Here is a 14828-nt window from a genome sequence, read left to right as displayed (position 1 = left end):
CGGGCTATGGCAAGCCCCCTTACGCGGGGGACAGACCGCGCAACCGCTCGGACCGGCGGCGCAACAATTCGACCGTTGTCAAAAGCATGATCGAGACAATGACAAGGATCGTCGCGGCTGCAAGGATTGTTGGCGAAATCTGCTCGCGCAGGCCGGTGAACATCTGCCAAGGCAGTGTCTGCTGCTGGGCAGAACCCACAAAGAGCACGACAACCACCTCGTCAAACGACGTAATAAAGGCGAATAGACCACCGGAGATCACACCGGGCAGAATGAGCGGCATTTGCACTTGAAAGAAGGTGGTCACAGGGTTGGCCCCCATAGATGCCGCAGCCCGCGTCAGCGACCGGTCAAAGCCAACCAAGGTTGCAGTCACCGTAATGATCACGAAAGGAATACCGAGCACGGCATGTGCGAGGATCACTTTGACAAAGCCCACGAATGATTGCGACAGGCCAAGTGTTGCTTCCAGCCAGTTGCCCAAAGGCGCGTAGAAGAAGAACATACCCGTTGCCGAAATGATCAGCGGGACAATCATCGGCGAAATCAGGATTGCCATGATCGCCTGACGCCCGGGAACGTGGCTTTGCGACAGGCCAATCGCGGCCAGCGTTCCCAATGTCACCGAAATGATCGTCGCAATCGGCGCAATGATCAAAGAGTTTTTCAGCGGCACCATCCACTCATCCGTGCCAAGGAAATCACGGTAGTGCTTGAGGCTGTAACCCTCGGCCTGGAAGTTCAGCATCTCCGGCGTGAAGGTAAAGAAATCCTCGGCGTTGAAGCTGAGCCACATCACAGGGATCAGTGGTGCCACGAGGAAGAAAAAGATCAAGCCGCAGATGAATTTGAACGTGTTGTGCCACAACGTCTGTCCAGAGGTGTAGTAGATTGGCACGGTCATGCCGTAGGCCCCTGTCGCCAGCCAATAGGCTGTCCAGCTCAGAACGGCCCCGATGATTGCACCGGACACGGCTGTGCCGACGTTCCCAAAGACCAAACCAGCGATCGCGAGGGCAGCAATCGTGCCCCAACGCACCGCAGTGCGCCGGTTCAGATTGGTATCTGCCACAAAGGCGATGGCAGCGCCGACGAGGGCGCCAATCAGCATACCCAGCATCGGCTGCGCCACCATATTGCCGCCGACAAAGCCGAACATCGCGGCCAGGAGTGCCGTCAGGGGCATCGTGAACCGGAACAGGTCCGGACGCTTTTCTGCTATAAGCATCTTCTTTGCCATCGTCTTAGCCCCCCAGCTTTACGTTATCGATGCCGACGATGCGGTCGTAGCACCAGTAGAGTGCCATCACGAGCACCAGAAGGATTGTGCCCAAGGCGGCCGCAAGGCCCCAGTTCAACGAGCTTGAGATGTGATAGGCGATCCGGTTCGAGATAAAGACACCATCGGTGCCCCCCACGATCTCGGGCGTGATGTAGTAGCCAATCGCCAGAATGAACACGAGGATCGACCCCGCACCAATGCCCGGCACAGATTGCGGGAAGTACACCCGCCAGAAGGCTGTCCAATTGGTTGCGCCCAGCGATTTCGCCGCCCGCAGATAGGTGGGTGGGATCGTTTTCATCACCGAATAAAGTGGCAGGATCATGAACGGCAGCAGGATATGCGTCATCGCAATGATCGTACCGGTCGAGTTGTTCATCAGGATCAGACGGTTTGCGTCATCCACAAAACCAAGCCAGACAAGGATTTCATTGATCACACCTTGTTGTTGCAACAGAACCTTCCATGCGGACGTCCGCACCAGAAGCGAGGTCCAGAAAGGCAGCAATACAAGGATCATCAGCACGTTGGCGGTGCGTACCGGCAGGTTCGCCAACAGCCACGCAATTGGATAACCCAGCAGAATGCAGCTACCGGTGATGATCAGCGACATTTGCAATGTGCGGATGAAGAGCTGGATATAAAGCTGCTGATTGTCAGGGCGCATGGACACACCTTCGGGTGTCAGCTGGGCGTCAACCGCGTTCAGAAAATAACCGGTGGTGTAGTTCGGGCTATAAACAACAATCGTCTCCCAGACCTCTTTGTCGCCCCAGTCCTCATCAAGATCGAGGAACGCTTCGGTAAAGGTCAGATTTGGCAGGTCAGCGGCGGCAAGCGCTTGCAGCGCATCGGCACCGGGCCCTTGATAGGCTGTCAGAGCCGGCCCTGTCGCAGGGTCACGCAGATCAATGGCAAGGGCCGCATAAACGGCCTCCCACGGATCTTCCTCGGACACGACATCTTCTTCGTCAATCACAGTCCAGATCGCCCAATCGGTATAGGCGGCTGCGGTTGTTGGCAGTATCTCGATGATGGCCTGCGATGGCATAAAGCCGATCTCCGCGGACATATCTTGCTCCATCAGGTTTTCCCAACGCGCGCGCCGCATTTCAAGCATGGCATCACCGCCAGTCCCGTTCATCATCTCGAACCAGAATGCGCCTTCCTCAAAGCGCGGATCGACATCTTCGATCGCGTCCTGAAAGACCTCGCCAATAGAATCCATGTTGCGCCCCGATGTGCGGAACAGCGATGCAAGGCCTGTGGTTTCATAGTTCAGACGGCTGCCCAGTCTCGTGTGCCTGCGGGCCTCGGCGGCGTTGAACAGGTCAAAGAACATGTTCTGATAGACATCTTCGGACGGCATGTCCTGAGTTTCGCTATCCCATGCCGCAAGTGCAGGCACCGCGCCGGGCAGCGTGTTCTCTACGATCTCGTTATCGACCGATCGGATCAGCATGGAAACGATCGGGATCACAAAGGTCAGAAGGACAAAAAATAGAAGCGGGGCGATCAGCGCCAGCGCCCGCAGTTTTTGGCGGCGAAGTGCGCGTCCCAGGCTTTCTTTGAGGGGCCTGCCGTCAGCAGCAAGCATTGGTCCCGAGCCGGTTGTATCACTCATGTCGTCCCCAATCGTTTAACGCAAATTTCGGTATTCATGGAAATGGAAAGGGGCGAAACCGCCCCTTTCCTTAAGTGCTTACTGTGCAAGCCAGGCTTGGAACTTCGCGTCGATATCGTCGCGGTAGTCAGCCCAGAACTCATAGTTGTACAGGAAGGTGTTTGCCGCGTTCGCCGGGTCGGTTGGCATGTGCTGCGCCATGTCGATACCCAGTGTTGCGTGCTGACCAACCAGTGGCGCAGAAGACAAACGAGCAGGACCGTAAGAGATGTACTTGGCCTGATCTGCAAGACGCTGTGTGTCTGTCGCAAAGTAAACAAAGTCCAGTGCGCGTGCTTTACGCTCATCGGACAGACCTTCTGGGATGATCCAGCCGTCAAGGTCGAACACTTGCGCGTCCCACATCATGCCGATTGGCTGGCCCTGCTCTTCGATCGCTGCAAACAGACGACCGTTGTATGTGGAGCCCATAAAGACTTCGCCATCAGCCAGAAGCTGTGGTGTGTCTGCACCAGCGGACCACCAGATCACGCTGTCACGGATCGTGTCGAGCTTAGCAAGCGCCTGCTCTTGGCCTTCTTCTGTTGCCAGAACGTCATAGACGTCTTCTTTTGCAACGCCGTCACACAGCAAGGCCCACTCAACGTTGTTGATTGGACGCTGCTCAAGGGCGCGCATACCTGGGTATGTTTCCAGGTCGAACACGTCACAGATGTCGTTGGGCGCTTCTACACCGGCTGGCACCATGTCTGTGCGGTAGCCGAATGTTGTGGAGTAGACGATCTGCGGGATAAAGCAGTCGCCGACCAGAAGGTCGCCAAAGTCGTCAGACGCAGATGTACCGTCCGGTGCAGGTGCCAGCACTTCGTCAGCGTCGATTTCCATTGCCAGACCTTCGTCGCACAGACGCAGGGCGTCAGCAGCAACAACATCAACCACATCCCATGTGATCGAACCGGCTTCGTTCATGGCGCGCAGCTTGGCCACAGCTTCGGCCGAGCTTTCGTCCCATGTGATGGTCACACCGGGGTTCATCGCGACATATGGGTCAGCATATGCGTTGATCTGGGACGACTGGTATGCACCGCCCCAGCTGACCAGTGTCATGTCTGATGCCATATGACCGTCGGCAAGCGACGTTGTGGCAGACAGGCTCAGGGCCATTGTCGTCAGAATTGGTTTCGTAAACTTCATACTATTCTCCCGTTAAACCTGGTTTTTCGATGATGACCGCGCATACCAGGGCTAGCGCGGCCAATCTGACAGTGCCTCGGGTCGCTTTACGCGTCCAAAGCACGGCAATCTTCGGGCAACCAACCAATTTCGATCTGCTCGCCGGGGCGAAGCCGTGGTTGGTCGGGGGCATTCCGTGTCTTCATGACAAATTCGGTCGACCCGGCAACACGCAGACGTGTGCGGAAGATGTCACCCATATAGATGAACTCAAGCACTTCGGCCTTCAGTGTGTGCGCGTCCGGAGACAAACGCTCTTTGTTGGTTTCAACGCGTTCGGGGCGGATCGACACTGTTGTGCGCTCGCCTACCGCATTGACGTTCACGGGTACCGCGTCGATTTCCTCACCACTATCAAGCTGGACGACACAAGTATTCTTGGCATTGTCTATCTTGGTCACTTTGCCACTGAGCGTATTATTCTCACCAATGAACTGTGCAACGAAGCTATTTTGTGGCTGCTCATAAAGCTCGTCCGGTGGGGCAAGCTGCTGAATGCGGCCATCATCGAACACGGCAACGCGGTCTGACATTGTCAGCGCCTCTGTCTGGTCGTGCGTCACATAGACCGTGGTGATCCCAAGGTTATGGGCCAGATCGGTAATCTCGAATTGCATCTTTTCGCGCAGCTGTTTGTCCAGCGCGCCAAGTGGTTCGTCCATCAGCACCAGTTCGGGTTCAAACACCAGCGCGCGCGCCAAGGCGACGCGTTGTTGCTGGCCACCCGAAAGCTGGGCGGGACGGCGATTACCGAATGCACCCATTTCCACCATGTCCAAGGCGCGTTTGACCTTTTGTTCACGCTCGGACTTGCCCATTTTGCGGACCTCCAGCGGAAAAGCGAGGTTTTCGGCGATGGTCATATGCGGGAACAACGCATAGTTCTGGAACACCATGCCGATGCCGCGCTTGTGCGGGGGGATATCGTTGATGGATTTCCCATCAAGCCGGATATCGCCGTGCGTCGCTGTCTCGAAACCGGCCAGCATCATCAGGCAAGTTGTCTTGCCTGAACCCGATGGTCCAAGCATTGTCAGAAACTCGCCTTTTGGCATTGAGAGGTTGAGGTCTTTCACGACGAGCGTTTCGCCGTCATAACTCTTCTGCACTCTTTCGAATTCGACGAAAGAGTCGTTTTGTTTTGTATCGGCCAAAATTGGCTCCCTTTTGTGTCGCAACATTTTTTATCTCTGCGTTGGCCTCATACTAACGTAAAAGCGTCAGTGGTTTGCAAGCAGATTTCCTGAGCGCACCTTTACTGGACACTAAAACCCTTCGTTATATAGCGTTCAGCGCTGTAAATGAGGCAATCCGCCCCATGCGATGCCAAGAATCATGGCGTTTTGCAAATCTCGTTTCGCAAGGATAACGGCTCATCTGAAACCGATGACGCTCTTGTAACATGCGGTGTCGCGAAAGGCGAGGCGGGGCGCCGTCGCCGCTGTAGCCTCTTATGCAGTTGCATCGCGCACTGGGCCAAAGGAACATCGCACATGACACATCCGGATCCGGCTTTCAGCGCAAGCGAATACGCCCGCCGCCTGACCAAGACGCGCGCAGCCATGGCGGCCGCCGGGCTGGACATTCTGTTCGTCGAGGATCCTTCGAACATGGCGTGGATCACCGGCTATGAAGGCTGGTCGTTCTATGTACATCAGGGTGTCGTTGTCTTTCATGACGCTGATCCAATCTGGTGGGGGCGCAGGCAGGACGCCAATGGCGCGCTGCGCACGGTCTGGATGCAGGACGACCGGATCTTTGGCTATGCCGACCATTTCGTGCAATCCACGGTCCGTCACCCCATGCAGGACCTTGCGCGCCTGCTGACCGAGATGGGGCATGCGAAGGCGCGTATCGGTGTCGAGATGGACAACTACTATTTCTCAGCCAAAGCCTTCACCACGCTTTGCACAGAATTGCCCAATGCGAAAATTCTTGACGCAACAGCACTCGTGAACTGGCAGCGGGCGGTCAAATCCGACGAAGAGATTGCCTTTATGCACAAAGCGGCGCGTATTGCCGAAAACGTTATGGACGGGGTGATCGCGCGGATCGAACCCGGGATGCGCAAGAATGATCTAGTGGCGGAAATTTACGGTGACGTGATCCGTGGCATTGGTGACGATTGGGGGGACTACCCAGCGATTGTGCCGCTTTTGCCCTCAGGCACAAATGCCGCCGCCCCGCATCTGACGTGGGACAGCCAGCCTTTCAAACGTGGTGAGGGCACATTTTTTGAACTGGCAGGATGTTACCGCCGTTATCACATCCCGTTTTGCCGCTCTGTTTTTCTTGGGACACCGCCTGATTTCCTCAAACGCGCCGAAGCCGCGCTTGTCGAAGGGCTTGAGGCCGGCCTTGATGCGGCTCGTGCAGGCAACCGCGCACAGGATATCGCGATCGCCCTCGCCGCGCCGCTGGAACGCGCGGGCATCGAACGCGGTGCGCGCTGTGGCTATCCCATCGGTCTGAGCTATCCCCCGGATTGGGGCGAGCGGACGATTTCACTGCGTGAAGAAGACGAAACGATCTTGGAGCCGGGCATGACCTTTCACTTTATGCCGGGTCTGTGGATGGATGATTGGGGTTTGGAGATCACTGAATCCATCCTGATCACAGAGGACGGACCAGCGTCCTGTTTCTGCGACCGGCCACGCAAGATGTACCTCAAGGACTAGGCGCGCGTGGTTGTTCCCCTCTCCTCGCCACGCGTGACGGACATCACGCAGCGTGCCCAGAGTATCCTGCAGCACCTTATCGGCTTTCCCACAATCTCGGCTGACAGCAATCTGGCGATGATCTCGTGGATGGCGGAGCATCTGGAACGTCAGGGCGCACGCGTTTTTCTGGATCACGATGACACCGGCAGTAAAGCGAACCTTTTTGCGACGTTTGGACCGGACGCGCGTGGCGGTATCCTTTTGTCGGGTCACACCGATGTGGTCCCTGTGGCAGATCAGGACTGGGCCACAGACCCTTTCGTCTTGCACGAAGGTGATGGCCGCCTTTACGGGCGCGGTACCTGCGACATGAAGGGGTTTATCGCGGCCACGCTTGCCATTGCGGAAACCGTTGATGCGGACAAGCTGATGCGCCCGCTCCACTTCGCCTTTACCTATGACGAGGAAACCGGTTGCCTGGGCGCGCAATCGCTTGTCGGTGTCATGCGTGATCTTGGTTTGGTGCCTGACATCACGATCATCGGCGAACCCACAGAAATGCGGGTGATCGAGGGGCATAAGGGCTGCTGCGAATACACGGCACATTTCACAGGGCTTGAGGGCCACGGTTCTGCCCCTGATCTGGGTGTAAACGCGGCCGAATATGCGGTGCGCTATGTCACGCGGCTGATGGAGTTGCGCCAAGACCTGATTGCGCGCGCACCAGCGGACAGCAAGTTCGCGCCGCCTTGGACGACCATCAATATTGGCCGCATTTCTGGCGGCGTGGCCCATAACGTGATTGCGGGCAAAGCCGAGGTTGAATGGGAAATGCGGCCCGTGCAAAACAGCGACGCCGATTTCGTCAAATCCAGCATGGCCCGCTATTGCGCCGATACCTTGCTGCCCGCGATGCAGGCGGTCAGCCCTGACGCCAGCATTACCCTGACCACCGTAGGCGAAATCGCGGGGCTTGAGCCGATGGCCGTGAACGACGCCCGCGAATTGGTCGCCGAACTGACAGGCGCGAACGGCGCCGATCTGGTGGCCTTTGGCACCGAGGCAGGGCTTTTTCAGGCGCTGGGCAGCCATGTGGTGGTCTGCGGTCCCGGATCAATCCAGCAGGCGCATAAGCCGGATGAATACCTTGAAATTGATCAGTTGGACGCCTGTACGACCATGCTGTCGCGACTGGTGCGCTATATCTCTTAGCGCCCGTGACTACGGTCGTAGGCGTTAGGTGCCGGTGATGTGAAGGGTTCAGTGCTTTCAAAGACATCGATCACCAGCGGATAGCATGCGGCCTTGTCCGACGTATGCTCATCCCCGCAATCACCGCCCGGGCAGGCAGACAGGCCGACGATCAGGTCAATCTCTGCAAAGAACTCCAGATAGTCGCCCTTCCGCACGGGACTGGCCTTCATAAAGTATTGATGGGTGTCGTTGGTAAAGCCGGTGCACATAAAGACATTCAGGACGTCGTGCACATAGGACTCTGCCTCGGCCAGTGACATGCCTGTATGATCTGCCAGTGCGCGGGTCAGGTTGGAATGGCAACAGTAGTGATAGTCGGACCCCGACAACAACCGTCCGGTGTAGGGATCACAGCGTGTGCCGATCACGTCATGCACAGATCCGCCGTCTGCATCCCAACCGTACCAATCCAGCGTGTCCTCTGTAATCGTTGCCATCGGGCGCATATTCGGAAAGCGTGACCAAAGCCTGTCGCCGGTGGACAGATGCGTGCCGTGCAAGGCGCGCGTTTTGCCGGAATAGAAATGTTCGGTCAGGTCAGTGGCGGACCATAGGTTCAGATCGCCGACCTGTGCGCCATCGGGGCATGTAATCCGAAAGAACCCGCCCGCAGGGACGGTCGTGCAGCGCGCATCGCGGGGCAGGATCACGCAGGTGGCGCGATGGGTGGCGCTGGCGCGGCGGCCCTGCATCGCCTGATGATCAGGCGGGGCCAGCGCGTCGGTCGGATAGCAGATCACGGCAGGTTTGGCGCGCCGCGCGTCAGCATCGCTTGGGGGCGCAAAGGCAGGCTGATCAGGTTTCATGGGTGTATACTCGTCTCAGGGGATGTCGGGCGGAACCGTAGCTTTGAATGGCGGTCAAAGACCAGACCTCGGATTCGTGGTTCGAATTTGCTAAAGAAACTTGTGGCGGTCAGAGTAACCGTGACGCGGAATTCCGAGCAAAGGGTGTCTCATGGCTGAAATCTATAAAAATGCGGTGCGTGGACATGGTTTGGCCGATCCGGCACCAGGTGGCGCTTTTGACACCGAGGCTGTCACCCGTTTGCTCGGTCAATGCCCCGCTCATCATGCGACACCTCTGGTGGATTGCGAAGGCATTGCCCGCATCATCGGTGCTGCCCGTGTTGTTTTGAAGGATGAGCGCACGCGGATGGGGCTGGGTAGCTTCAAGGCGCTGGGCGCAGCCCATGTGATTGCCCGTGATGCGGCGGAAGTGGTGCGCGACAGGGATGTTGATTGGTCCAACGCACTGAACGGGCGCAGCTATGTTGCTGCCAGCGCAGGCAATCACGGGCTTTCGCTTGCTGCAGGCGCTGCCGTTTTTGGTGCGCGTGCGGTGATTTACCTGGCCGATACCGTCCCCGAAGGTTTTGCCGCACGTTTGCGCGCGAAAGGCGCAGAGGTCGTGCGCGCCGGTGCCAACTACGAGGAAAGCATGGCGGCCGCGTCTGTTGCAGCGGAGGAAGGCGACTTGCAACTTCTTTCAGACGGGTCGTGGCCGGGTTACACCAGATTGCCGTTTCACGTGATGGAAGGTTACACCCAGATGGGCCTTGAAATAGCACAGGCTTATGAGGGCACGCCGACCCATGTATTCTTGCAGGCGGGTGTTGGCGGGTTGGCAGCAGCGCTGGCTGAGAGTCTGCGTGCATACTGGGGCGACGGGCCACGCATGATTGTGGTTGAGCCCGAGGCAGCGCCTGCGCTGATCGCAAGCATGAAGGCGGGGGCCTTGGTCACCACCCAAGGTCCTGTTTCCAACATGGGGCGTTTGGACTGCAAGACGCCCTCAATGTTGGCACTGGGCATTCTGGCACGTGATGCGGATGATTTTGCGACCATCACGGAAGGTGAAGCAGAGGCAGCTGTGGCGGCTTTGGCGGAACAGGGCATTAGGACCACACCGTCGGGCGCTGCGGGCGTTGCGGCGGCTTTGGCTGGCGTGGGGGATATTGATAGCAGATCAAACGTGCTCTGCATTATCAGCGAAGGACCGGAGGACGGGTGATCAACCGCGCGTGCGCGCTCTGTCAGTCACACTTGCCGCAAAGACACTTGTTCGGTGAGGGAAATATATCCTTCACCCAGCATTTCGCGGCTTTGATCGCCGGATCATTCTTGCGGGTTTCATAGAAAAGAAACCACATTTCACGGTCCACAAAGGTTTGCGCTTCATCTGAATGAACCTGACGTAGTTTCGGGAACGCGCGGGCCATACAGGTGGGCAGAACACACGAAAGGCCGGTCGCTTGGGCAGTATTTGCAATCGCACGGTAGGAATCCATCCGTATGATCGGGCAGGTCCCGAAATATTGCCGTGCGAGTTGCATCTCTGGCAAGCCTTCAAGGCTTAGAGGCAGCCCAACCCATCCGTTCTGATCACCGTCTTCGGACGCAAAAATCCCAACCCTGCAATTGGCCACCTTGAACCGCGCGACGCCCGGTGTGTCGGGACGCGAGAGCCGAAGTGCGACATCGGCCTCGCCGCGTTCGATTGCAGTTGTCGCGTCATTTGCCTCAATCATGATCTTTGCCTGCGGGAATTTTTCGCGCCAGAGGTTCATCGCAGGGGCAAGAAAATCGCTGTTGATGAATGAAACTGTGGTGATCTGCAGCGCGCCAAAGAAATCATTGCTGTTCTCGATATCCTTGAGCATGAAGCCCAGACTGGATTGCGTGGCCTCTGCAATCGCAACAAGTTCTTCGCCAATCTCGGTAAGTTCCCAACGATTGCCCGCAGGCAGGAAGATCGGATGCCCAAGTTCTTCCGAGATCGTATCGACGTGGCGTGCAACGGTACTGCTTGTTACGCCAAGAACATGTGCTGCCGCGCGATAAGAGCCGACCTCGGCGACCGTAAGCACGGTCTGCAACTGGCCCCAAGACTTGAACTTTCTGATATTCATCATCTCACTCCGATGACGTTCGGAACGAAACATATCTGCTTCGTTCGGGAGATGGGTCGCTTGCAAACGGACAAACTGCGAGCGCTGTGCGCCCATCCTTGGCATCAAAAGGTGCGCTGTCAATCTGGCTTTATGGAGAGCTTCGCAATGACGGTTGCAAGGTGCCGCTATTTTTAAGAGGGGGTAGGGGAAATTTCGCTATATTCGCGTTCGTTGCATTCGGTGTACGCATCATGCTGCCGCTCACGGCAATTTGTCGGCAAAGTATCGACCACTGGGCCCTTCGTGGTCCCAATCGCCGGAGATACTTTGCCGACACAGCAATATCGTTCAGTCTAGGCTGCCGGAACAATGACCTGCTTTGGTTTCAGTTCAAGCGTGCCCGGTGTCCATTTGCGCACGTCTGTCTTCTGGACAGCTGCGCGTAGGTTTTGCATGCGCATGCGGCGCTCAGGTTCAGGCATTTGCAGGGCGCTGACGATTGTTAAGTCCATCGCGCGATTCGAGAACGGGTTTGTAATCACAGCATCGGCCAGTTCCACAGCGGCCCCTGCGAATTCGGACAGCACCAGCACACCGCTATTGTCGATCCGTGATGCGATGAATTCCTTCGCCACCAGATTCATGCCATCCGCCAGCGGTGTGATCCATGCGACATCGGCGGCCTGATAGTATGAGATCAGCTGCGTGAACGGCACGGCACGTGAAATCAGCGTCACCGGTTGCCATTCCAGTGTCCCGAAACGGCCATTGATCCGGCCTGCGATCTGTTCGATCTCGCTTTGGATCTCCTCATAGGCCTGCATATTGCGGTTGGCGGCGACCGAAACATGCATCAGCCGGATTTTGCCCCGCAGGTCAGGGTTATATTCCAAAACACGCTCAAAGCTGGCCAGCTGCTCGATTCCGCCTTTGGTGTAGTCGGTGCGCCCGACCGAAAGGATCAGTTTCTCGTCACCGATTTCCTCTTTGATCTTTGCGGTTTGCGCCACCGTTTCCGGAGCATGCGCAATCTCGTCGATATAGCCGATATCCACGCCCACGGGTGTCACGCTGACCGCTACCTCATGGCCATCGAGGTTCAGCTTGCTTGCCCATGCACGTTCGGCCAGCGCAGTGCCTTCGAAAATCCATTTGTCGGGCACTTGCGTCCGCGTGGTCACATCCACGTCGAACAGGCTGCTGGCGACCGAGACAAAGTTGCTGGCATAACGCGGGATGTGAAAACCGATGTCATCGCAGGCCAGCAGGCTTTTCACGATCTCCTTGCGCCACGGCAGCATATTAAAGATATCTGCCGACGGGAACGGCGTATGATGGAAGAATGCGATCCGTACGTCAGGGCGCATGGTGCGCAGATAACCGGGCACGAGCCAAAGGTTATAGTCATGCACCCAGACCAAAGCGCCCTCTGCTGCTTCTTCGGCGGCAGCTTCGGCGAAACGGCGGTTCACATCCTGAAAATTCGCCCAGTCGACAGGGTCGTAGTTGTAGCGTTCCTTGAAGCCATGGAGGATCGGCCAGAATGCCTCTTTCGAGGTGACATGATAGAATTCACGGACCTGCTCTTCAGACAATGCGAGCCTTGACACAGCATAGCGGCCATAGTCGTCCTCAATTTCGATGCGTTGCTCAAAATCGGGATTGGCAGGGTCTTCGGCCAGTTTCCACGCGATCCACGCCCCGTGATCGACCTCACCAAAAAAGCTTTTCAGCGTCGGGACGATCCCGTTGGGGCTTTTGTTTTCGCGCAGCACGATCTGGCCGTTCTCTTCGACCTCTTCGTAAGGCTGACGGTGATAGACGATGACCATTTCGGAAGACATCTGATGCTCCTTTCGCTACGCGGCAAACATGTTGTGGTGCAAAATTGCTTCGGCGATGCCTGCGGCGCCTTCCGCTTCTGCGGCGTAGCAATGTGCCAGATCTCTGACCGCGTCGATCAGGGAAGGTTCGGAACCGCCGACTGCAACGGCAGGCAGGCCCATTTTCAGCATCGTCAGGTCATTCATCGTATCGCCCGCTACCAGAACACGCCGGTTGTCGATGTTCAGGTGGGTCAACAGACGCAAAAGCGAGGGGCCTTTGCTGACACCCTTTGGCAGCACGTCAAAGAAACGGTTGTCCGACACAATGGTATCAAGTCCGAGGTCGGCGATTGTCTCAATGGCGCTTTCGTCGAAGTTGGCAGGATCCATGTCATAGCTCAGACGATAGCGGAAGAGCGTGGATTGAAGCCGCAGACCGCGTGTGCCGTTAAGGACAAAACGGGCTTTGGTGCCGGCATCGCCCCACGCGGTGGCGATTTCCGCCTCAAGCTCGGGGATCGGAGACACAAGGTTGTTGTGATCCATCGTTGCAATCGTGGTGCCGACATCAGCGATCACGTAATCGGGGCGCGGCACGTCCCCCTTGCGGGTGATATCGTGGATGAATCCCGGATCGCGCCCTGTCACAAAGATCAAACCCACCTGCGCGCGGTTGGCCGCGATCCAGTTGTACAGACCTGCGCGCTGGTCATCAGACCCGCCGAGGAATGTTCCATCAAGATCGGTGGCGAGGACAAATTTCTTGTCCGCGATGTCGGTTGTATCGAATTTCTCGTGACGGGTCATGAGATCCTTTCTGCAAGTGTTGCAATATCTTTGTCAGTTGCGGGGTGTGTGAAAGAGAGATCCATCGTGCGTGGCTCTGCCTCAATCGGGCGGGCCCACAGGTTGGCGAAAGCGGTGCCGAGGTCTGCGCCCTCATGAAGGATAGACCGTACGGTTTCGCAAATTGGCATGGCCACGTTCACGCTGCGCGCAAGGTCGGTGACCGATTTTGCGTTCATCTCGCCTTCGACAACGACGGGGCGGCCGTCAAAACAGTCGGCGCGCGGCGTACCTTGGCCCAGTTGCAGGCCAAGCGACATGTTGCGCGATGTGGGGCTGGAACATGTCAGCGACAAATCCCCGATCCCCGATAATCCGGTCACGGTTTCACGGCGGCCGCCCAGGGCTTCGGCCAGTGCCTTCATTTCATCGAGCCCGCGGGTAATCAGTGCCGCACGGGTGTTTTCGGCAAAGCCCGCGCCGGACATCAGCCCGCAGGCGATGGCAATAATATTTTTCACCGCACCGCCGATTTCCACGCCGACCAGATCGTCCGAGACATAGGACCGGAAACTTTCGGTCGAAAGCGACAGTGCAAGGCGCACAGCCGGGCTCTCATGCGGGCGCAACCTGTCACCATAAGTAAACGGAAAGGCGACAGTGGCGGCTGTGGGGTGCCCAAGGGCTGTTTCCAACGCAAAGGTCGGGCCCGAGACGCAACCGACGCAGCGACCGCCCAGTTCCTCTTCGGCGACTTGTGTCATCAACAGACCGGTTTCTGCCTCGATCCCTTTGGCGCAGACGGCGACCGGCGTTTCTTTCGGCGCGTGCTCTGCCACCTGACGGGCAACATTGCGCACGCTGCGCGACGGGACAACGATAAGGACCGCTTCAGCGCCCTCCAAGGCCTTGGGCATATCTGTTGTGCCGCGCAAACCTTCGGGCAGCGTTACACCCGGCAAAAAGCGTTCGGTCGTGCTTTTCATGTTGATTTCATCAATGATAGCGGGATCGCGGCCACAGATTGTCGTCTCGCATCCGGCGCGCGCCAGAACCACGGCAAGGGCCGTACCCCAGGACCCAGCCCCAACCACGGTGACCTTTCTATAAGGTAGCGCAACCGGTTGAAATGGTTGTCCCGTCATAGCGTGATCTTTCATTGGTGACCTCTGAAGTTGAAAGCGGATTGCGGATGCAGCCATATCCGGCCACGTGCATCAAAGACCGGATGGACCGGTATATATGTCGCTTACGTTACAGTCATGTCGGT

General features: G+C 57.3%; 12 protein-coding genes. 3 read left to right on the top strand and 9 right to left on the bottom strand.

All coding sequences use genetic code 11. The annotated features are described in order from the left end of the window. Nucleotides 1-19: 19 nt before the first annotated feature. The 4 genes from B0B09_RS12485 to B0B09_RS12470 form a co-directional block, all read right to left on the bottom strand. The gene (locus B0B09_RS12485) at nucleotides 20-1240 is read right to left on the bottom strand and encodes an ABC transporter permease (RefSeq protein WP_076660257.1); all 1221 of its coding nucleotides are present in this window, start codon (nucleotides 1238-1240) and stop codon (nucleotides 20-22) included. Nucleotides 1241-1244: 4 nt separating this feature from the next. Next, nucleotides 1245-2906, bottom strand: coding sequence for an ABC transporter permease (locus tag B0B09_RS12480; protein WP_076660254.1), 1662 nt, complete (start codon nucleotides 2904-2906; stop codon nucleotides 1245-1247). A 78-nt stretch (nucleotides 2907-2984) separates the two neighbouring features. Then, a complete protein-coding gene (locus tag B0B09_RS12475; RefSeq protein WP_055295150.1) occupies nucleotides 2985-4100 on the bottom strand; it encodes an extracellular solute-binding protein in 1116 nt (371 codons plus the stop codon). Nucleotides 4101-4186: 86 nt separating this feature from the next. Continuing rightward, the gene (locus tag B0B09_RS12470) at nucleotides 4187-5320 is read right to left on the bottom strand and encodes an ABC transporter ATP-binding protein (RefSeq protein ID WP_375342222.1); all 1134 of its coding nucleotides are present in this window, start codon (nucleotides 5318-5320) and stop codon (nucleotides 4187-4189) included. A 312-nt stretch (nucleotides 5321-5632) separates the two neighbouring features. Between B0B09_RS12470 and B0B09_RS12465 the strand changes: the two genes are divergently transcribed. Together B0B09_RS12465 and argE are read left to right on the top strand one after the other, a co-directional pair. Then, complete coding sequence (locus tag B0B09_RS12465) at nucleotides 5633-6817, top strand: M24 family metallopeptidase (protein WP_076660249.1); 1185 nt, start codon at nucleotides 5633-5635, stop codon at nucleotides 6815-6817. A gap of 6 nt (nucleotides 6818-6823) precedes the next feature. Then, nucleotides 6824-8011, top strand: coding sequence for an acetylornithine deacetylase (argE, locus tag B0B09_RS12460; protein WP_242654432.1), 1188 nt, complete (start codon nucleotides 6824-6826; stop codon nucleotides 8009-8011). Here the strand turns inward: argE and B0B09_RS12455 are convergent. Then, nucleotides 8008-8859 (bottom strand): urea carboxylase-associated family protein, encoded by an 852-nt coding sequence (locus B0B09_RS12455; protein WP_076660247.1) that lies wholly within the window; start codon nucleotides 8857-8859, stop codon nucleotides 8008-8010. The two genes, argE and B0B09_RS12455, sit on opposite strands and share 4 nt — an antisense overlap. A gap of 151 nt (nucleotides 8860-9010) precedes the next feature. Here B0B09_RS12455 and B0B09_RS12450 point away from each other — a divergent pair, with 151 nt between their 5' ends. After that, nucleotides 9011-10066 (top strand): pyridoxal-phosphate dependent enzyme, encoded by a 1056-nt coding sequence (locus B0B09_RS12450; protein ID WP_076660245.1) that lies wholly within the window; start codon nucleotides 9011-9013, stop codon nucleotides 10064-10066. 22 nt (nucleotides 10067-10088) lie between these two features. On the opposite strand, the gene B0B09_RS12445 is transcribed toward B0B09_RS12450, so the two are convergent. From B0B09_RS12445 to B0B09_RS12430, 4 genes are all read right to left on the bottom strand, one after another. After that, entirely contained in the window at nucleotides 10089-10964 is an 876-nt protein-coding gene (locus tag B0B09_RS12445; protein WP_207552156.1) for a LysR family transcriptional regulator, read from the bottom strand. Nucleotides 10965-11299: 335 nt separating this feature from the next. Continuing rightward, a complete protein-coding gene (gene ggpS, locus B0B09_RS12440; RefSeq protein ID WP_055295142.1) occupies nucleotides 11300-12790 on the bottom strand; it encodes a glucosylglycerol-phosphate synthase in 1491 nt (496 codons plus the stop codon). Between the two features lie 15 nt (nucleotides 12791-12805). Continuing rightward, entirely contained in the window at nucleotides 12806-13579 is a 774-nt protein-coding gene (locus B0B09_RS12435) for an HAD-IIB family hydrolase (protein WP_055295140.1), read from the bottom strand. Further along, nucleotides 13576-14703 (bottom strand): NAD(P)H-dependent glycerol-3-phosphate dehydrogenase, encoded by a 1128-nt coding sequence (locus B0B09_RS12430; RefSeq protein WP_242654430.1) that lies wholly within the window; start codon nucleotides 14701-14703, stop codon nucleotides 13576-13578. The genes B0B09_RS12435 and B0B09_RS12430 overlap by 4 nt, the downstream gene beginning before the upstream one ends. Nucleotides 14704-14828 lie beyond the last annotated feature (125 nt).

It is taken from the genome of Yoonia rosea (assembly GCF_900156505.1).
Classification (GTDB): Bacteria; Pseudomonadota; Alphaproteobacteria; order Rhodobacterales; family Rhodobacteraceae; genus Yoonia; species Yoonia rosea.
Note: the sequence above shows the minus strand (reverse complement) of the source record. Positions and strands in the feature narration are given on the sequence as shown.

Excerpts from the sequence above, each read along its gene's own strand:
- B0B09_RS12465 (WP_076660249.1), top strand. The coding sequence starts at position 5,633 with ATGACACATCCGGATCCGGCTTTCAGCGCAAGCGAATACGCCCGCCGC.
- B0B09_RS12445 (WP_207552156.1), bottom strand. The coding sequence starts at position 10,964 with ATGAATATCAGAAAGTTCAAGTCTTGGGGCCAGTTGCAGACCGTGCTT.
- B0B09_RS12455 (WP_076660247.1), bottom strand. The coding sequence starts at position 8,859 with ATGAAACCTGATCAGCCTGCCTTTGCGCCCCCAAGCGATGCTGACGCG.
- B0B09_RS12485 (WP_076660257.1), bottom strand. The coding sequence starts at position 1,240 with ATGGCAAAGAAGATGCTTATAGCAGAAAAGCGTCCGGACCTGTTCCGG.
- B0B09_RS12430 (WP_242654430.1), bottom strand. The coding sequence starts at position 14,703 with ATGACGGGACAACCATTTCAACCGGTTGCGCTACCTTATAGAAAGGTC.
- B0B09_RS12480 (WP_076660254.1), bottom strand. The coding sequence starts at position 2,906 with ATGAGTGATACAACCGGCTCGGGACCAATGCTTGCTGCTGACGGCAGG.
- B0B09_RS12475 (WP_055295150.1), bottom strand. The coding sequence starts at position 4,100 with ATGAAGTTTACGAAACCAATTCTGACGACAATGGCCCTGAGCCTGTCT.
- B0B09_RS12450 (WP_076660245.1), top strand. The coding sequence starts at position 9,011 with ATGGCTGAAATCTATAAAAATGCGGTGCGTGGACATGGTTTGGCCGAT.
- B0B09_RS12470 (WP_375342222.1), bottom strand. The coding sequence starts at position 5,320 with ATGTTGCGACACAAAAGGGAGCCAATTTTGGCCGATACAAAACAAAAC.
- ggpS (WP_055295142.1), bottom strand. The coding sequence starts at position 12,790 with ATGTCTTCCGAAATGGTCATCGTCTATCACCGTCAGCCTTACGAAGAG.
- B0B09_RS12435 (WP_055295140.1), bottom strand. The coding sequence starts at position 13,579 with ATGACCCGTCACGAGAAATTCGATACAACCGACATCGCGGACAAGAAA.